The 18,833-nt window shown below is 67.2% G+C and carries 14 protein-coding genes; 6 read left to right on the forward strand and 8 right to left on the reverse strand.

All coding sequences use genetic code 11. From position 1 onward, the window contains the following. Positions 1–4: 4 nt before the first annotated feature. Positions 5–1,420: a M28 family peptidase gene (locus tag WM2015_RS12875; protein WP_049726428.1), complete on the reverse strand. Its 1,416-nt coding sequence runs from the start codon at positions 1,418–1,420 to the stop codon at positions 5–7. 45 nt (positions 1,421–1,465) lie between these two features. Next, the gene (locus tag WM2015_RS12880; protein WP_082169917.1) at positions 1,466–1,972 is read right to left on the reverse strand and encodes an RNA pyrophosphohydrolase; all 507 of its coding nucleotides are present in this window, start codon (positions 1,970–1,972) and stop codon (positions 1,466–1,468) included. A 100-nt stretch (positions 1,973–2,072) separates the two neighbouring features. On the opposite strand from WM2015_RS12880, the gene WM2015_RS12885 reads away from it, so the two are divergent. The 5 genes from WM2015_RS12885 to WM2015_RS12905 all read left to right on the forward strand — a co-directional run bounded on the left by WM2015_RS12885 (position 2,073) and on the right by WM2015_RS12905 (position 7,316). Beyond that, a complete protein-coding gene (locus WM2015_RS12885) occupies positions 2,073–3,038 on the forward strand; it encodes a FecCD family ABC transporter permease (protein ID WP_049726429.1) in 966 nt (321 codons plus the stop codon). After that, the gene (locus WM2015_RS12890) at positions 3,035–3,820 is read left to right on the forward strand and encodes an ABC transporter ATP-binding protein (RefSeq protein WP_049726430.1); all 786 of its coding nucleotides are present in this window, start codon (positions 3,035–3,037) and stop codon (positions 3,818–3,820) included. The genes WM2015_RS12885 and WM2015_RS12890 overlap by 4 nt, the downstream gene beginning before the upstream one ends. A 69-nt stretch (positions 3,821–3,889) precedes the next feature. After that, positions 3,890–5,335 (forward strand): circularly permuted type 2 ATP-grasp protein, encoded by a 1,446-nt coding sequence (locus WM2015_RS12895; RefSeq protein ID WP_049726431.1) that lies wholly within the window; start codon positions 3,890–3,892, stop codon positions 5,333–5,335. Then, positions 5,335–6,270: an alpha-E domain-containing protein gene (locus WM2015_RS12900; RefSeq protein ID WP_049726432.1), complete on the forward strand. Its 936-nt coding sequence runs from the start codon at positions 5,335–5,337 to the stop codon at positions 6,268–6,270. The genes WM2015_RS12895 and WM2015_RS12900 overlap by 1 nt, the downstream gene beginning before the upstream one ends. Further along, positions 6,267–7,316 (forward strand): zinc-binding metallopeptidase family protein, encoded by a 1,050-nt coding sequence (locus WM2015_RS12905; protein ID WP_049726433.1) that lies wholly within the window; start codon positions 6,267–6,269, stop codon positions 7,314–7,316. Before WM2015_RS12900 ends, WM2015_RS12905 begins: the two co-directional genes overlap by 4 nt. A gap of 18 nt (positions 7,317–7,334) precedes the next feature. Here WM2015_RS12905 and WM2015_RS12910 read toward each other — a convergent pair whose 3' ends face one another. The 3 genes from WM2015_RS12910 to WM2015_RS12920 form a co-directional block, all read right to left on the reverse strand. Beyond that, entirely contained in the window at positions 7,335–8,069 is a 735-nt protein-coding gene (locus WM2015_RS12910; protein ID WP_049726434.1) for a proteasome-type protease, read from the reverse strand. A gap of 63 nt (positions 8,070–8,132) precedes the next feature. Beyond that, positions 8,133–9,179, reverse strand: coding sequence for an efflux RND transporter periplasmic adaptor subunit (locus tag WM2015_RS12915; RefSeq protein WP_169751177.1), 1,047 nt, complete (start codon positions 9,177–9,179; stop codon positions 8,133–8,135). A gap of 11 nt (positions 9,180–9,190) precedes the next feature. After that, positions 9,191–12,250: an efflux RND transporter permease subunit gene (locus WM2015_RS12920; protein WP_169751178.1), complete on the reverse strand. Its 3,060-nt coding sequence runs from the start codon at positions 12,248–12,250 to the stop codon at positions 9,191–9,193. Positions 12,251–12,515: 265 nt separating this feature from the next. Here WM2015_RS12920 and WM2015_RS12925 point away from each other — a divergent pair, with 265 nt between their 5' ends. Beyond that, positions 12,516–14,582, forward strand: a complete 2,067-nt coding sequence (locus WM2015_RS12925) for a putative bifunctional diguanylate cyclase/phosphodiesterase (RefSeq protein ID WP_049726437.1) — start codon at positions 12,516–12,518, stop codon at positions 14,580–14,582. Positions 14,583–14,609: 27 nt separating this feature from the next. On the opposite strand, the gene WM2015_RS12930 is transcribed toward WM2015_RS12925, so the two are convergent. From WM2015_RS12930 to WM2015_RS12940, 3 genes are read right to left on the reverse strand one after another with little or no spacing between them, the layout of a single operon-like run. After that, positions 14,610–15,833, reverse strand: coding sequence for a multifunctional CCA addition/repair protein (locus WM2015_RS12930; protein ID WP_049727097.1), 1,224 nt, complete (start codon positions 15,831–15,833; stop codon positions 14,610–14,612). A 25-nt stretch (positions 15,834–15,858) separates the two neighbouring features. Further along, positions 15,859–16,815 carry a complex I NDUFA9 subunit family protein gene (locus tag WM2015_RS12935; RefSeq protein ID WP_049726438.1) on the reverse strand — a complete coding sequence of 319 codons (957 nt, stop codon included), beginning with the start codon at positions 16,813–16,815 and terminating at the stop codon, positions 15,859–15,861. Positions 16,816–16,866: 51 nt separating this feature from the next. Continuing rightward, positions 16,867–18,825 (reverse strand): lytic transglycosylase domain-containing protein, encoded by a 1,959-nt coding sequence (locus WM2015_RS12940; protein WP_169751179.1) that lies wholly within the window; start codon positions 18,823–18,825, stop codon positions 16,867–16,869. Positions 18,826–18,833: the final 8 nt, after the last annotated feature.

The raw sequence follows: 18,833 nt of genomic DNA on the forward strand, positions 1-18,833 counted from the left end.
CGGCTCAGTCCTCGTCGCGCTCGAGCAGAGCCGGCCCCGATCCGAAGCTGACCGGCGACTGGGCCGACAGCCAGGCCAGCACGGCGTAGGCCGCCGCGTTCTGTGCCATGTCCTCGGGATCGATCTTGTCCAGCGTGTCGTTCTCCGTGTGGTGGTAATCGAAATAGGTCGTGCCGTCCTGGTAGAGATCGATGGCCGCCAGACCCAGCGGTGCGGCCGGGATGAAATCGGGACCACCGACGGCCTGGCGACGATCCGTGAGCTCGATCCCCAGCGGCGCCAGCTCGGCGGCCATGGCCTCGATCACGCCTCGCGCCGAGTCCTGGACCTTGGCCGCCATGGCATAGATCCGGCCGGCGCCGAAATCGGATTCGGCGGCCACCTGGTAGCGCCCGATTTCCTCGGCCCGGGCCTGAGCCCAGGCACGCCCGCCCCAGAGCCCGATCTCTTCGGCTGCGAACAGGATGACCTGGATCGAGCGGTCCGGGCGCTCATCGAGGGCCATGATCTGCCGCGCTGCCTCGGTCACGATGCCGACCCCGGCGCCATCGTCCAGCGCGCCGGTGCCGACATCCCAGGAATCCAGATGCGCGCCCAGGGCGACGATCTCCTCGGGCAGCACGGCGCCGTCGATCTGACCGATCACGTTGTGACTGGTGTAGGCCTCGTTGATCTGCGCGTCGATGTCCATGTGAATCACCACCGGCTCGCCCAGGCCCATGAGTCGCTCGAGCTGGTCCGCGTCCGGGTTCGAGATCGCCGCGGCCGGCAGGCGCCGCTGGGCCGTATCGAAGCGCATGCCGCCGGTGTGGGCGAAGCGATTGGTCGAGGTGCCGATCGAGCGGATCAGGACGGCCGCGGCCCCCTTGTCGGCGGCGACCAGGGCCCCGCGAGCACGTGCCTGCACTGCCGGTCCGTAACCGGACCCGTCCCGAGCCCGTTCCATGCGGTTGCGGATGAACACGATCCGGCCGGCCACCACCTCGGGTTCCACCGCTTCGAGGGCGGCCAGATCGTCGAGCATGACGACCTCGGCCTCGATGCCACCCGCCGGCGTGGCCGGGGAATACCCGATCGCCAGGGCCTGGAAATCCTGCTCGACCGGCGAGACCACCGCCACGCGCTCATGGCCACGCGACCAGGTCGGGAACGTGGCCGGCTCCAGCCAGACGCGATCGAATCCGGCCTCGAGCAGCATCGCCTCGGCCCAGGCGACGGCACGCGCATCGGCCGGCGAACCTGCCAGGCGCGGTCCGACCCGGGTCGTCAGATCCTCGACCACGTCGAAACCGCCGTTCCCGGCCAGGGCGCTGGCACGGAGCTCACGGGCCGTCTCCAGGTCGGCCGGGTCGAATTCCTGGGCAGACACCGAGCCCAACATGGCGCAGCTCAGCAGCGAAAGGATCAGGGGAAATTTCATCAATCGTCTCCAAAGGAGGGGGCCGGGCCCCGAGGGTGGCCGGACTCATCGACCACCGTGGACCGCCACCGGCGCCGGTGCGCCGGGCAGCATGGGTTCGAGATGCTTGAGCGCCCGCACGTAGACGCGCCGCTTGAACGGAATGACGTTCTTGACCGGATACCAGAAATCGACCCAGCGAAAACGATCGAATTCCGGCGATTCGGCGGCGTCCAGGCGAACGGCATCGTCGTCGGCCAGAAAATGCAGCAGGAACCAGACCTGCTTCTGCCCGATGCAGACGGGCTTCTGGTGGCGACGCCGGTAGCGGCGAGGAAGGCGGTAACGCAGCCAGCCCGGCGTGGAGCCGAGCACACGCACATGATCCGCCCGCAGCCCCGTTTCCTCGGCAAGCTCGCGATACATGGCCTCGAGGGGCGTTTCATCGGTGTTCATGCCGCCCTGGGGAAACTGCCAGCCGTCCTGTCCTGCGCGGCGCGCCCAGAACACCCGGCCATCATCCCTGGCCAGCACGATTCCGACGTTCGGTCGAAAACCGTCCGGGTCGATCATGTGCCTTGTGGCGGCCCCGGCTGTGGTACCGTGCCGCAGATTCATCAACTGCTTCGAATGGTAATCAATTCAAGCGTTTCTTGCCAGCCATGACCCGCCCATGCCGACCCCTTTTCACCCTCGTCTGACCTGGTTCGCGCTGATCGCCCTGCTGCTGCTGAGCCTGGGCCTGGCGACCAGTCTGGGATCGAGCGGCTGGAGCTGGCCCTGGACCGCGGATGCGGCCATGTCTCGGGTCGTCCTGGAGCTGCGACTGCCGCGCGCCATCGCCGCCCTGGTCACCGGCAGCCTGCTGGCCGTGGCCGGCTGCCTGATGCAGGTGCTGTTGAGGAACCCCCTGGCCGACCCCTACGTGCTCGGCCTGTCCGGCGGCGCCAGCGCCTTCGCCCTGGCGGGCATGCTGCTGGGCCTGAGCTGGCTGCCGATCCCGGTGCTGGCCTTTCTCGGCGCCCTGCTGACCACCGTGCTGGTGTTCGTCCTGGCGCGGGGCCGGGGCGCCTGGAGCACGACCCGCCTGTTGCTGACCGGGGTGGTCATGGCCGCGGGCTGGGGGGCCCTGATCAGCCTGATGCTGGCCCTCGGCGACGACGCCAGCCTGCGCGGCATGCTCTACTGGCTGATGGGCGACCTGAGCCACGCCGGCCTTTCCCCGCTCTGGCTGCTGCCGCTGATCACCGGCCTGACCCTGCTCTGGCTGCGGGCACGCAGCCTCAATGTCCTCAGCAGTGGCCCCGAGCAGGCCGCCCTGCTCGGCGAGCCCAGCCAGCGCCGCTTCTGGGAGATCTATCTGGCGGCGTCCCTGCTGACGGGCCTGGCGGTGGCGATCGCCGGCGCCATCGGCTTCGTCGGCCTGATCGTGCCGCATCTGATGCGCCTGGTCGTCGGGGCCGATCATCGCCGCCTGATCCCGGCCGCCGCCCTGTTCGGCGGCGCTTTCCTGGTGCTCGCCGACACCCTGGCGCGCAGCCTGCTCAGCCCCCGCCAGCTTCCGGTCGGAGTGCTGACGGCGCTGATCGGCGTGCCGCTGTTCCTGCTGCTGCTCAACCGGGCCAGCCGAGTCCGATGAGTGCTTCCAGCCTGCTCACGGCCCGACAACTCGAGGTGTCGATCGGCCAGACTCGGGTCGTTCGCGGACTCGACCTGCAGCTGGAACCTGGGCAGAGCCTGGGCGTCCTGGGCCGCAACGGCAGCGGCAAGACGACGCTGCTGCGCAGCCTGGCGGGCCTGCATCGCCCGGACCGGGGCGAGCTCCTGCTCGACGGTCACCCCCTGCAAACGCTCGACCGTCGCCACATCGCGCGGCGCCTGGGCATGCTGCTGCAACACACGAACTACGCTTTCGAGGCGAGCTGCGAAGCCATTGCCCTGATCGGGCGCCATCCCCACCTGGGTCCGCTGGCCACGGAATCCGCCGAGGATCACGCACTGGCCCGGCAGGCTCTCGCCGACGTCGGCCTGGCCGAGCTGGCCGAGCGCAGCTGCATGGACCTGTCCGGGGGCGAGTCCCGGCGCCTGGCCCTGGCCACCCTGCTCGTCCAGGACCCGGCGATCATGCTCCTCGACGAGCCCACCAACCACCTCGACCCGGCCAACCAGGTCGCGGTCCTCGATGTCGTGATCCGCCGCCAGCGCCAGTCCGGACGCGCGGCCATCCTCGCCCTCCACGACGTCAACCTGGCCACCTGCTACTGCAGCCACGTCCTGATGCTGCACGGCGACGGGGAATGGCGCTGCGGGCCCACGGCCGAGCTGCTGAACGAGGCCGAACTCAGTCGACTCTACGGCTGCCGAGTTCGCCGGGTCGATGATGGTCAGCAGCAGGTCTTCGCGGTGGCCGGCGCGCGTTGAAGGGCCTGAATCGGCGAATTTCACCCAACTGAACGCAGGACCGACGCGTCTGCGCTAGTCTTTGAGCGCATGGACCTCTCAGACTACCGTTCCGACGAATTCTTCGATGAACTGATCGGCCCCGGCGGGCGCCCTCGGGCCGCCGCCCGCGCGGCGATCAAGTACCTCAAGGGCCTCGACGATGACGAGCTGGCCGAGCGCAAGGCGGCCTGCGAGCTCGCCGCGATGGTCGCCGGCATCACCTTCCGGGTCTACTTCGAGGACACGGGCGTCGATCGCGCCATGCCCTTCGACCTGATCCCACGGGTCATCGCCCTGAAGGAGTGGCAGCAGATCGAAGCCGGGCTCAAGCAGCGAGTGCTCGCGCTCAACCGTTTCATCGACGACCTCTACAACGACCAGCAGATCATCCAGGACGGCGTCTTCCCGGCCGATCTGCTCGAAGGCTCGGTGAATTTCCGAGAACACTGCCGGGGCATCTCGCCACCGCTGGGCATCTGGGCTCATATCTGCGGCTCCGACCTTGTCCGCGACGGCGACGGCACGGTCTATGTGCTCGAAGACAATCTCCGCATCCCATCGGGCGTGTCCTACATGCTCGAGAACCGGCAGGTCATGAAACGGGTCTTTCCCGAGCTGTTCGAGGACTCGGGCATCCAGCCGGTCGACGACTACTGCTCTCAGCTCTACGACACCCTGGCCTCGCTGTCGCCGCGGCCGGTGGACTATCCCGGCGTCGTCGTCCTGACGCCGGGCATGTACAACTCGGCCTATTTCGAGCATGCCTACCTCGCCCAGCAGATGGGCGTGGCCCTGGTCGAGGGTCGCGACCTGCTCGTCGACGACAACGACGAGGTCTGGATGCGAACGATCGCGGGCCTGAGTCGGGTCGACGTGATCTACCGGCGCATCGACGACGACTTCCTCGACCCGGAGGCCTTCCGCAAGGATTCGGTGCTCGGCGTGCCCGGCCTGATGCGCGCCTGGCGAGCCGGCAAGGTCGCCCTGGCCAACGCCCCCGGGGCCGGGGTGGCCGACGACAAGGTCGTCTACGCCTACGTCCCCGAGATCATCCGCTACTACCTGGGCGAAGCGCCACTGATCGACAACGTGCCGACCTACAAGTGTCGCGAGCCCGAGGAAATGGCCTACGTGCTCGACCACCTCGACGAACTGGTCGTCAAGCCGGCCAACGAGTCCGGCGGCTACGGCATGCTGATCGGACCGCGCTCGACCCGCAAGGAGCAGAAGCAGTTCGCTCGCCTGATCCAGGCCGACCCGCGCAACTACATCGCCCAGCCCACGCTGGCCCTTTCGACCTGTCCGACCTTCGTCCAGGGCGGCGTGGCGCCCAGGCACGTCGACCTGCGCCCCTTCATCCTGTCCGGACTGCACACTTACGTCACCAACGGCGGTCTGACCCGAGTGGCCTTGAAGGCCGGCTCCCTGGTGGTCAACTCATCCCAGGGTGGCGGCAGCAAGGACACCTGGATCGTCGACACGGGAGGTGCCTGATGCTATCGAGACTGGCTGACAACCTCTATTGGCATGGCCGCTATCTCGAGCGCGCCGAGGATCTGGCGCGGCTGATCAACGTCAATGCCAACCTCAATCTCGACCTGCCCAGTGGCCTGAGCGCCGGCTGGCTGCCGCTGGTGAGGATTACCGGCAGCGCCCCCTTGTTCAAGCAGCTGCACGATGACCATGGCGAGCGCCAGGTCGTCCGCTTCCTGCTCTCCGACGAGCGCAATCCAGGCTCGCTGCGCGCCACGCTGGAATTCGCCCGGGAAAACCTTCGATCGGCCCGTGACCTGCTGCCTCGCGAGCTCTGGGAGCAGATGAATGCGCTCTATCTCAAGGGCCAGGAAGAACTGAGCGGTCCGCTGTCGCGACGGCGACGCCATGAATTCCTGCATCAGCTCATCCTGGATTGCCAGCAGATCGCCGGCACCCTGCTCGGCACCATGAGCCAGGACCACGCCTACGACTTCATCCTGATCGGCCGCTACCTGGAGCGTGCCGACATGATCACCCGCATCCTCGAGGTGCGCGGCTACGACCTGCTGCCGGACACCAGCGAGGACCTCGGCCCCTTCGAGTCGATCCAGTGGATGAGCGTGCTCAAATCGCTGACCGGCTACCAGATGTACCGACGCCACGTGCGCACCCGGGTCAGCGGCAACGACGTGCTGAACTTCCTGCTGCGTGACGAGCAGTTCCCGCGTTCGGTCATGTTCTGCCTGCGCGCGCTCGAGGCCCTGCTGCTGGAGCTGCCGGGCGACGACGATCAGGCCCTGCGCGTGGTCACCCGGCTGCAGCGCCAGGTGCACGAATGCGAACTGAGCGGTCGACGCGGCAGCGCCCTGGCCGAGCTGATGGATCAGCTGCAGGTCGAGCTGGCGGCAATCGACGAATCGATCCGTCAGACCTGGTTCGGAGCCGGCACTTGAAGACCTTCCGCTGCGTCTGCGGAAACCGGCTGTACTTCGAGAACACCGACTGCCTGCAGTGCGGGCGAAAGCTCGGCTTCCTGCCGGGACCACTCGCCCTGGCCGCCCTGGAACCGGCCGGCAAGGACCGCTGGACGGTGCTGACCCCGCCCGACCAGGGGCCCCACCGCTTCTGCCGAAACAGCGGCGACCTCGACGGCTGCAACTGGATGATTCCCGTCGATGAGCCCGAGCCCTATTGCCTGGCCTGTCGTCTGAACCAGGTCATCCCGAACCTGAGCAAGCCCGGCAACCGGTCCCTCTGGATTCGCATCGAGAAGCGCAAACGCCGGCTCGTCTACGATCTGCGGCGCCTCGCCCTTCCCGTGATCCCGAAGCGCAGCCCCGAAGACGAGGCCGGCCTGGCCTTCGCCTTCCTGGAAGACGACCCGGGCGAGCTCGAGTTCTCCGACGCGCATCAGAGCAACCACATCCTGACCGGCCATGCCCATGGCCTGATCACCATCAACATCGCCGAGGCCGACGACCTGGAGCGCGAGCGCCGACGCCACGAGCTCAACGAACAGCAGCGCACCCTGCTCGGGCATTTCCGCCACGAGAGCGGCCACTACTACTGGGATCGCCTGGTGGCCGGCGGCCCGCTGCAGGATCGGATCCGGGCCGTGTTCGGTGATGAGCGGGAGGACTACGGCGAGGCCCTGTCCCGCTACTACCGCGACGGGCCCCGGCCGGACTGGCAGGATGGGCACGTCAGCGCCTACGCCAGTGCGCACCCCTGGGAAGACTGGGCCGAGTGCTGGGCCCACTGGCTGCAGATCACCGACACGCTGGAGACCTCCGTGGCCATCGGCCTGGCAGCGGCCGAGGTGCTCGACGGCGACGTCGATGAACGGATTTCACACTGGGTGGATCTGGCCTTGAAGATCAATCTGATCAACCGCTCCCTCGATCAGCCCGACCCCTACCCCTTCGTGCTCACCACGCCGGTCATCGACAAGCTGCGGCTGGTCGAGGAGGTGATCCGCAACAGCGCCTTCAGCCCCTGAAGCGGCGCTGCGGGTCTTTCAGGCCTCCCAGGGGAAGCGCGGCAGCTCCAGAAACAGGCGATCCAGACCATCCGCCCAGGCCCGGCTGAGCGACTGGAGATAGGCGTCGTCCTGATCGAAGCGACAGCGACGTTCGACCTCGAAGCTGTCGGCCCGGTAGATCAGCAGTTCGATCGGCGGCCCCACGCTCAGGTTCGAACGCATCGACGCATCCATCGAAATGATGGCGCAGCGCCCGGCGCGCTCCAGGCTGATCCCGGCATCGATGATCCGATCCAGGATGGGCTTGCCGTACTTGGTCTCACCGATCTGGAGGAAGGGCTTGTTCCGAGACACGGCGATGTAATTGCCCTGCGGGTAGATCAGGAAGGCATCGTGGGCCTCACCGCGGATCTGGCCGGCAAGAATGAAGAAGGCCTGCATCAGGCCCGCGTTCTGCTCGGCCTGACCGGAAAAATCGTTCTGGATCTGGGCGCTGATCTCACCGACGTAGCGGGCCACCTCGTCCAGGTGCGCCAGCTGGTCGAGATTCGTGTCGGCCGACGCATCGCCCAGATCGCGTTCGATGCGCTTGATCACCGCCTGCGTGGTCGCCAGATTGCCCGACGAGAGCAAGGCGATCACGCGGTCGCCGGCGGTGTCGAAACGATGCATCTTGGAATAGATGTTCAGATCGTCGACACCGGCGCTGGTGCGCGAATCGGAGGCAAGCACCAGACCGGCATCGAGCCGGATGGCGAGGCAATAGGTCATCGAAGTCCGAGGCCCTGAGGCGCCGAAGAAGCAGCCCTGATTATACGCCCGGAGCCCGGAAGATCAGGCCGATTCCGTCGGCATCTGAACGGCCACTTCCTGCCCGGCTCGCAGGCGCTCGTTTCCGCGCGTGACGACGCGATCGCCGGCCTGGATCGGGCCCTGGACCTCGATCCACTCGCCCTCGCCGATGCCGGTGGTGACCCGAATCCGGCGGGCCGTGTTGTCCTCACCGACGATGAAGACCGCGATGCCGTCGCCGCGCAGGACCAGGGCATCGCGAGGCACCGCCAGGACTTCGCGAACATCGGCGGTCGGCACCGTGACCCGCACGGTCTGCCCCACGGGCAGTGCCTCGTTGACGTCCAGACGAAGTTCGAAGACGTGCTGGGCCTCGCCGCCCACGCTGACCACGGTCCGTACCGGCATGACCATCGGTTCGTCCTGCCCGGCCCGAACGGCCAGCTCGTCGCCGGAACGAACGTAGCGGTAGTAGTCCAGCGGGGCCCTCGCGACCACTTCCAGGGAGTTCGGATTGACCAGGCGAACCACGGCATTGCCCACCGCCACGCGCTCGCCGGCCTGCGCCCGACGCTCGACCACCACCCCCTCGAAGGGCGCGGTGATCCGGGTTCTGGCCAGCTGATCCTCGACCTGCTGAAGACGAGCATTGACCACCGCCAGGTCACTGGCGGCGATGTCGCGCTCGGAGCGGGTCTGATCGATCTGACTGACGGCGGCCAGATTGGTCTCGGCCAGGCGCTCGACGCGCCGCAGCTCGGCCGCCAGGAACTCCAGTCGCGCCTCGGCCCGCGCGACCTCGGCAGCCAGTTCCAGAGCCCTGAGATTCAGGCTCGTGTCCTCGATGCTGGCGATCACATCACCCGCCTGGACGCGCGTGCCGACGTCGGCCACGTTGACCAGCCGGCCTTCGACCTCGGCCGACAGCAGGGCGTCCTGGCGTGATACCACGGTCCCGGCCACCTGCATGGTCGGCGCCATCGCGGTGACCCGCGCTTCGCCCACCTGCACCGGCGACGCGCCGCCCCACTGCGCCGCCAGCGGCGGCGCCAGGAGCACCAGGCTCAGGAAGATCGTATTTCTCATCATTTCAAGGCTCCTCATGCCGGCACCGCTTCGCCGGTCCCGGCGGGGACCCGCTCTTCGTTCATGCGAAGCAGACTCGGCAACAACAACAGGGTGAACAGAGTGCTCAGGGCCATACCGCCCACGATCACCGCGGCCAGTCCGCGATACAGTTCGGTGCCGGCCCCGGGCAGGATCAGCAGCGGCAGCATGCCGAACAGACTGGTAAAGGTACTCATCAGGATGGGGCGCAGACGCAGACGGATGGCGGATTCGACCGCATCCCGGCGGCTCAGGCCCTCGCGCTCGCCATCGCGGGCCCGATAGACCAGCAGGATGGCGTTGTTGACCACGAGACCCAGCAGGATCACGAAACCGATCATCGTCAGCATGTCCATGGCCTGACCACTGATCAGCCCGACCGTTCGAAGCCCGAGAATGCCGCCCACGGTGGCCATCGGCAGGGTCAGCAGCACCAGCACCGAGTCCTTGAAGGACCGGAACAGGGCCGAGATCAGCAGATAGAGAATCACCACCGCGAGCACGAAGCTGCCGGCCAGATTGCCGAGGGTCTCGTTCAGCGCCTCCGCGGTGCCCGTGTAGGTGATGACCCCATCGGGCGGCAGGGCCTGGCGAATGGCCGGCTCGACCTCGGTGGCCAAGGTCTCCAGCGCCACCTCCATCGGCATGCCCGAGGGTGGCGTGACCTGCAGACTCAGGGTACGACGACGATCGACGCGCCGGATCTGGTTCGGCCCGGCGGTCCGCTCCAGGCGAGTCAGCTCGCCCAGCGTCGCCACCCGGCCCGAAGGCGTGGACAGCGGCATCGCCATCAATTCTTCCGGCGTCAGCCAATCCTCACCGCGCAGGATCACGTCGAGGCGACGGTCACCGTCGAAGTAGTCGCCCAGGTAGGCCCCGTTGCCCAGCGCGCGGATGAGGGTCGCGACATCGGAGCGGGTCCATCCCAGCTCGGCGATGCGGCGATCATCCGGCACCAGGCGAAGCTCGGGCTCGGCCAGCTCCAGGCCGGGCTGTGGCCGCACGGTGCTGCCGGGCAGAGCCTGCTGGATCGCGCCGAAGCCGACCTGTCCCGCGGCCAGCAGCTCGGTGAAGTCGCCGGCCTGCAGGTTGACCTCGATATTGCGCGAACCGCGCCCGCCGAAGATCGGTCGGCGATTGGCGCGCCCGAAGGTGTCCGGGAAACCGCTCAAGATCTCGTTGTTGACGACCTCGAGAAGCTCATCGACTTCGTCTTCGTTGACGGCCCGAATGCCCATGAAGGCGCCGCTGCCGAAGAAGCCGAGGAAGCTGTTCTGGATGGCGGGTTCACGCTCGCCCTCGAGGAAGGGACGGAGGCGGTCGTTGACCACGTTGACCAGTTCGGCCTGGGCCGTCTCCGGGCCCATGCCGGAGGGCGTCTGGATGAAGCCGAACACGGAATTCTGGTTGCCTTCGGGCAGGTAGTCGGCCGGCGGCAGCAGCAGGATGCCGACCAGGACGGGGACGACCGTCAGACCCGCGATCCAGCCCCAACGACGGCGCGGCGTGTCGGTCAGGGCCATCACCCGATCGGTGGACCAGCGCCACCAGCTGGCATGGCGATCGACCAGTTCGGCGTCGCCGAGCAGGCGATAGCTGGCCGTCGGCAGAACGATGATGGCCACCAGCAGGGAGCAGACGATCGCCGCCGAGATCACCACGGCCAGGTCGGCAAACAGCTGCCCGGCCTCGTCCTGCAGGAAGATCACCGGCAAGAAGATGGCCACCGTCGTGGCCGTCGACGCCAGCAGCGCGCCCCAGACCTGGCTGGCCCCACGATCGGCCGACTCCATCGCCGCGCGCCCCTGCTCGCGCTGGCGAACGATGTTCTCCAGCACGACGATGGCCGCATCGAGCACCATGCCCGTCGCGAAAGCCAGACCGGCGAGGGAAATGACGTTCAGGGTCCGACCGGTGCCGTCGAGGACCAGGAAGGCAAAACAGAGACAGAGCGGGATGGCCAGCGCCACCATCAAGGTCGCTCGGAACTTGCGGAAGAAGAACCAGAGCACCGCCACCGCCAGCAGCATGCCGAGGATCATGTTGGTCGCCACCATCCACACCGACTGCTTGATGTAGATCGTGTCGTCGGAGGCCTGGGAGATGGTCAGGCCCGCGGGCTCCAGGTGGCTGACGCGCAGCGATTCCACCTCGGCCTTGAGCGCGTCCATCACCTCGAGCACGTTAATGCCGGGCTCTCCGATCACGTTCATCGCGATCGAGGGCGAGGCATTCTGGGACATGACGCTGGTGGAATCCTGCATGAGCCGCTCGACCGAGGCCACGTCACGAAGGTAGACGGGACGGCCTTCGCGCCAGTCCAGCACCAGATTCTCCAGGTCGCTGACCTCGTACTGCCCGGCAAATCGAAGGGTGTACTGTCGTCGACCGACTTCCTGGAAGCCACCGGAGACATCGGCGTTCTGCCCGAGACGGGAACCGATACGGGTCAGATCGACGCCGATGGCGGCCGCTCGGTAGGGATCGAAGGTGATGCGAATCTCGAAGGGACGCCCACCGCGCGGCGTGGCCGAAGAAATCCCGGGGATCCGCTCGAGTCGCTCGCGGACCACCTCATCGATGAAATCCTGGTATTCGATGATCGGACGGGTATTGCCCTCGACGGTCTGGATCGCGAACCAGGCCATGGTGTCGCCGAACTGGTCGGAACCCACACGCACCGTCGGTTCGGTCACGTCGGCAGGGTAACGGGAGACCTGGTTGAGCCGGTTGATGACCTCGATCAGGGCCCGGTTGAGATCGGCATCGACGTCGAACTCGAGGTTGATGCTGCCGCGACCCTGGCTGGCCGTTGCCGTCATCCGCTGCAGTCCGGGAACGTCGCGCAGCTGGTCTTCCTGCGGCTCGATGATTTCGGACTCGATCTCTTCCGGAGCCGCCGCGCGCCAGCCAGTCGTGATCGAGATCGATGGCCGCTCGATGTTCGGCGTCATCTGCACGGGAAGGCGCGCCAGACTGAGCAGGCCGAAGATCACGAGCAGTATGCAGCCCACGGCCACGGCCACGGGGTTGCTCAGTCCGATTCGAGTCAATGGCAAGGTTCCGGTCCTCTCAGATCAGTTCGTGCCCGGAGGCACAGCCCGCGGAGCATACGCCCGCGGCCATCCATGGGGCGTCAACGTCCCCGGCCTGAATGGACCATCATTCCCGCAGAAAGTGCCGTTGCCGACGCATGCAGGAGACCGGCAAATCGGCTAATGTAAGGAAATCGAAACGATCGGGGCCTGCCAGGGTCTGCAGCGCCCCCGCAGCCGGACGCGTCGAAGCCGGCGGCCACTCTGACTGGAAGGGCGCAACTTGCCACAGCTCGATCTGATCATTGCCCTGCAAGCCGGACAGTCCCTGTTCGGCCTGATCCTCGCGCTGTTGCTGCTGGCCTTTCTGGCCGAGTTCAAACACAGCTTCCTGCGTCACTGGGCCTTCAGCTGCCTGGCCCTGGCCGCCTACTCCGGCTCCGCCGCGGGTCTGATGCTGCTGATCCATTCGGGCGACTTCAGCCCCGAGCACCGTCTGGCCCTGTCGATCTTCTCGCAGGTGGCCGCCTACCTGCACGTGGTCTGGCTGATGGTGGGCACCTGGGAAGCGGTCAACGAGCGCTCGATTGCCGCCCGCCCCCAGGCCGTGCTCATATTCCTGGCGATCGCCATCGGCGTCGGCACCACGCTGATCTACCCTTTCGACGCCGAGGCGGCCTGGCTTCGACAGACGGTGCGCTACACCGCCCTGCACGCCGTCACCGGCCTGGCCTTCGTCATCACCTCGGTCATGCTGTGGCGCTCGCTGCACCCCTATCGGATGCTCAGCTCCCGATTGACGCCGCTGGCCTTCGGCGGCTACGGGCTCTATCTGCTGTTCCTCAGCGGCATCAGTTTCTGGATGAACTTCTACACCCGGATGCCGGATTACGTGCCCTACCTCGGCGTGGTCGGCTTCCTGCTGCTGATCCTGATCGGCTACAGCATCATCATCTGGCTTCTGGAGATCGAACGCCGGCGCTCGGCCAGCGCTCACCAGAAAGCCGCCAGCGCCGAGAAGCGCCTCGTGCATTTCCGCATGCACGATGCGGCCACGGGCCTGCCGAACCGTCGCCAGCTCCAGGACCAGCTCTCCAGCGAGATCCGCGCGGCCATCGACAAGCACAGTCGCGTCGCCGTGGTCGCCATCGGCATCCATCGCTTCAACCTCGTCTCCCAGGCCCTCGGCTGGACCAAGACCGACAACCTCATTCGCCGCCTCGCCCAGCGCCTTCGCGAGCACAGTCCGGCCAACGCCATCCTCGGGCGGATCGGCGAGCGGGATTTCCTGCTGATCATCCCGGCCTCGGGACGGCGCGAGAAGACCCTGCAACGCATCCGCAAGATGCTCCAGTCCAGCGCCACCCCGCTGACCGAGCAGGGCCAGGAGCTGTACCTCAGCCTGAGCGGCGGCGTGTGCTTCTCGCCCGACGACGAGATCGACGCGGTCGCCCTGATCAACATGGCCCAGCAGGCACAGATGCGCGCTGCCGAGGCCGGTCAGACCCTGATGATGCACCGCGAGACCGCCGGTGCCACGCATCCCCACGATTTGCTGAACCTCGAGCGGGAATTGCGCGCCGGGGTTCAGCAGCAGCAGTTCTGCCTGCATTTCCAACCCCTGGTCAGCCTGCGCGAGCGTCGCATCACCGGCTTCGAGACCCTGCTGCGCTGGAACCACCCGGAGCGCGGCATCCTCACGCCCGGCTCCTTCCTGCAGGAGGCCGTGCGCCTGGGGGTGCTCGACGAGCTCGAGGATCAGATCCTCGACCAGGCCCTCAGCCAGGTCCACGAGTGGCAGAACGAGCTGTCCCTCGGCCCGATCACCGCGTCGATCAACCTGTCTGCCCAGCGCTTCCAGCAGCCGGACCTGGCCGACAAGCTGGCTCGGCTCTGCGAGCAGAAGAAGGTCAACCCGAGTGACCTGCACCTGGAAATCACCGAATCGACCGCCATGGACGATTTCGAAGCCGGCCTGAACACGATCTCCCGCCTGCGCGAGCTGGGCTGCAAGGTCTGTCTGGACGACTTCGGCACGGGCTACAGCTCGCTCGCCCACCTGCGCCGTCTTCAGGTCGACTACGTCAAGCTCGATCGCAGCTTCATCACCAACATCGAGCGCGACCCGCAGGAGCGCGATCTCACCCGTGCCATCGTCGATCTGATTCATTCACTCGGGATGACCGTGCTGGCCGAGGGCGTGGAGACCCGGCAGCAGCTGGGCTACATGATCCAGTGCCGGGTGGACGTGGTACAGGGCTTCCTGCTCGGCCGTCCGGCACCCGCCGCCGACTACCGCGGCGCCCTGGAACGCCCCAACCTGGTCATCGAACCGGAAAGCGGCGGCTGAGCGTTACCTAATCAGCCGCATGGGTCACTAGGCGTCGAGTTCAGCGCGGAGGCACTCGATGCGCCGCTGCCGTTCCCGAGCCATGGCCTCGGCGATGGCCGGCCCCTCGAGACCCTGCTCGACGAAGGGCCGCGCCTCCACCTCGGCGGCTGCCGCATGCGCGCGGCGCAGGAATTCGCCCTGGGGATAGGGGTCATCCTCACGCCCCAGGCGCCCGCGCAGGTCGGCCTGGCAGGCCAGCAGGAAATGTGTCAGACGCTCGGGCTTGCGGAAGGCATCGAGCTGCTCGAAGAGTCTGAGCACGGTCGCCGGCCTGAGCTCCAGCGCTCGATGCGAATGCAGGTGAAACTCGCCGACCTTGAGGGCCAGATCCCGGCATTCACTCGGCACCGCCAGGCGGCGGCTGACTTCGGCAATCGGCTCGAGGCCGCGTTTTTCGTGGCCGCGGTGCGAGGGCCATTCCGCGCGCGGCGTCAGCGCCTTGCCCAGATCATGCACCAGACAGGCGTAGCGAACCGCCAGCGGCGCCCCCAGGCGGGCAGCCTGATCCAGGACCATCAGGGTGTGGCGACCGGAGTCGATCTCCGGATGATATCGCTCGGGCTGGGGCACGCCGAACAGGGCTTCGACCTCCGGGAAGACGATGGCCAGCGCCCCGGTCTCGCGCAGCACATCGAAGAAGCGCGAGGGCTGCTCGTGCATCAGGGCCCGGCGGGTTTCCTGCCAGACGCGCTCGGGCACGAGATGATCCAGTTCGCCCGATTCGACCATCTGTCGGCACAGCGCGAGGGTCCTGGGGGCGATCCGGAACTCGCTGAAACGGGTCGCGAAGCGGGCCAACCGCAGCACGCGAAGCGGGTCTTCGGCGAAGGCGTCGGAGACGTGCCGAAGCAGGCGCTCGTTCAGATCCAGGCGTCCATGGAAAGGATCGATCAAGGTGCCGTCGGCGCTCAGGGCCATGGCGTTGATGGTCAGGTCCCGGCGGATGAGATCCTGTTCGAGGGTCACGTCCGGGCCGGCATGAAAGACGAAGCCCCGATAGCCGTGGCCGGACTTGCGCTCCGTCCGGGCAAGGGCATATTCCTCATGCGTTTCGGGATGCAGGAAGACCGGAAAATCTCGACCCACGGGCCTGAAGCCACGCCGGACCATCTCTTCCGGCCCGGCGCCGACCACCACGTAATCCCGGTCTTCCGAAGTCAGCCCGAGCAGGGCGTCACGAACCGACCCCCCGACCTGGTAGCAGTCCAGGCCACGGGTCAGCTCGTCGTCGACCTCAGTGCCCCCCACGCCGCGCCTGACGTCGGAAGGCCTGGTAGCGCTGCTGACGCGTCGCCGGCCCCAGCCAGGAGGGCGCCAGCTGAGACAGGCCCCAGGGTTCGATGCCCAGTTCGATCAGACCGTTGTCGGTGCACACGCTGTCGTGCTTGAGCGACTTGTAGTTGTCGCTGGAGAAGGGCTTGCCCGGCACGAAGTCGAAGGCCAGGGCCTGGAGTCGCCCCAACGCGTCGGGCAGGCCCACGACCATGCGCTTGAGTCCGAGCTGGTCGCGCACCCAGCGCACCATTTCCTTCAGGCTCCAGAGCTCCGAGCCGCAGAGTTCGTAGATCCGGCCATGGGTCGACTCGTCGCTGACGGCGCGCGCGAAGGCCTCGGCCACATCGCCGACGTAGACCGGCGCGAAGCGCGCGTTCGGACGGGCCAGCGGTAACACCGGCGAGAGCTTGAGCAGACCGGCAAAGCGATTGATGAAGCTGTCGTCGGGGCCGAAGATCACCGAGGGACGGAAGATCGTCGTATTGAGCTGGCCATCGCGCCAGGCGCCCATCACCAGCTCTTCCGCCTGCCCGCGCGTGCGCAGGTAGTGGCTGTCACCGAGACCGGCGTTGATCGCGCTCATCTGGATGAGTCGGCGCACACGGGCGGCCTCGCAGGAAATGATCAGCTTTTCGACCAGCTCGACGTGGGCGCGCTTGAACCCGCGGCCACCGAAGCCTCGCTCGTTGAGGATACCGACCAGGTTGATGGCCACGTCCTGGCCCTCCAGCGCCGCCGTCAACGAGTCCAGATCGTAGGGGTTGACCCGCGCGATCTTCAGACCGGGGATGACCTGCAGATGCCGGGCCGCCGGCGGATAGCGCGTGGCAATGGTGACTTGATGTCCCTCAGCGGCCAGACGGCGCGCGAGATGACCTCCGACGAATCCCGATCCCCCCAGAATGAAGACGTTCATGGCGTGCTCTTTGGCTCCGCGGCTTGATGATGGAACCGCCTATTCTACCCGTCATGGCGCGCAGCTGAAGACCGCCGGCGCGCCACCGGCCGATGGCCGCACGTGTCGGGCCAGCAGCTGCGGGTCACGGCCGAGCTGCCACTCGTAGATGGTGGCGAAAGCCAGCACCCGCGGCACGTAGTCGCGGGTCTCGTAGAACGGCAGGGTCTCGAGCCAGACATCGGCCTCGGTGAAGGGCCGGGAATCCAGCCAGCGACGCACGGCGCCGGCGCCGGCATTGTAGGCCGCCGCGACGTGGATCCAGTCGCCGTTGAACTGATCCTGAAGCTCCGACAGATGGGCGACCCCGAGCGGAATATTGATGCTGGGCTGCATCAGGTCCTGGCGGCCGCCGTAGCGCAGGCCGTGGCGGCGCGCCACTTGACTGGCCGTCCCCGGCATGAGCTGGAGCAGGCCGCGCGCACCGGCCGGCGAGAGCGCATCGGGCTGCAGGGCCGATTCGGCCCGCATCAGCCCATAGACCAGGGCCGGATCGACGCCATTGCGACCGGCTTCGTTCAGGACCCGAGCCCGCTCGATCAGCGGGAAGCGCCAGGGGTAGGCCTGGAGCGTACCGGCATTGCCGAGGGCATGGATCGCTCGATCGTGCCAGCCCTGCCCGGCGGCCAGCAGCGCGGCCTGGTGCAGTTCGGCCTGACCCAGGCGGCGGGTGACGCGGAACCAGGTCCAGCGTGCGTGCCATATCAGACCCGCACGGTGCAGCTCCAGCGCCCGCTCGAACTCCGCGTCGCGCATCAGGCGTCGCTGCATCTCGGCATCGGCGTGCAACTCCTCGCTGCATAACTGCAGATCCTGCCCCAGGGCCTGCGCGGCCAGAAATCCGTAGTAGTTGGCCTCGGCCGCCAGGCTGGCATAGGCCAGCAGGGCCTCTGGGCGCTGCAGGGCCGCCAGGGCCCGGCCGCGCCAGTAGCGCCATCGGTCTCGGGCCTGTTCGCGCAGGCTCATCGCCTCGATCGACGCCAGCACGTCCTGCCAGTGGCCATGGGCCATGGCCGCGCGCGCCCGCCATTCCAGCATCTGCTGATCGAGCTGTCCTGTGGGCAGAGCATCGATCACCGCCACGGCATCCGGATCCAGGGCCACGGCCTGGAACAGGGCCAGCTGTCGCTCGATGCCGGCCCGCTGCGCTTCGGTCCAGGAAAAATGCGGTTCGAGCAGGCCCCAGGCGTCGCGGGCACGCTCCCAGTCGCTTCCCGCCAGACCCCTGAGCGTCGAGGTCAGCAGCTGACGTGACTGCGGATGGTCGATCCACTGCCTCGCCTGGCGCAGGGTCGGCCAGGGCCGGGCCTCGATCGCCAGCCAGCGCTCGGCCCAGTAATCCCGGTCGGCGTCGAGGTAGCGGCGCAGGTAGCGAGCCAGATCGACATGGCCCTCCTCCATCGCCAGGCCGAAGCGCTGCCAGGCGATTTCGGCGGTCAGATGATTGTTGCTGCGCCACCAGTCGAACAGCAGATCGCAGTCCTCGGGCTGGGAATGGCCGACGCGCCAGAGCTCGGTGGTCCGCTCGACCAGGCCCTCCAGTCGCCCATCGGCCAGATCGGCGCGGGCCAGATGGCAGCGCACGATCGCATCCTCGCTGGCGGCCCCATGACGTCGGAGCACCTCGTAGTCGCCCACCCGCGCCAGGCTCCGGAGCCACTGCTGCTCCAGTCGACTGGCAAAGGACCAATCGCGATAGCGCGCCAGGAACTGCTCCATGACCCCTTCCGGAACCCGATCGATGCGCTGACGCAGCAGCTCGAATTCAAGATAGGGCTTGAGCGGGTAGTCGCCCAGATCCCGGATCGCGTCGAGGGTGGCCGACTGATCGCCACGGGCGGCGGCCGCCCAACCCTCTCGGAATCGTTCGCGCTGGGCATCCAGATCCAGATTGGCCGTCACGGGACCCGTCAGCGACAGGGCCAGCAGGACCAGGACGCCGAAGATCCGCGATCTCAGTGAGTTCTCCATGAAAAACT

Origin of the sequence: Wenzhouxiangella marina, assembly GCF_001187785.1 — a bacterium.
Classification (GTDB): Bacteria; Pseudomonadota; Gammaproteobacteria; order Xanthomonadales; family Wenzhouxiangellaceae; genus Wenzhouxiangella; species Wenzhouxiangella marina.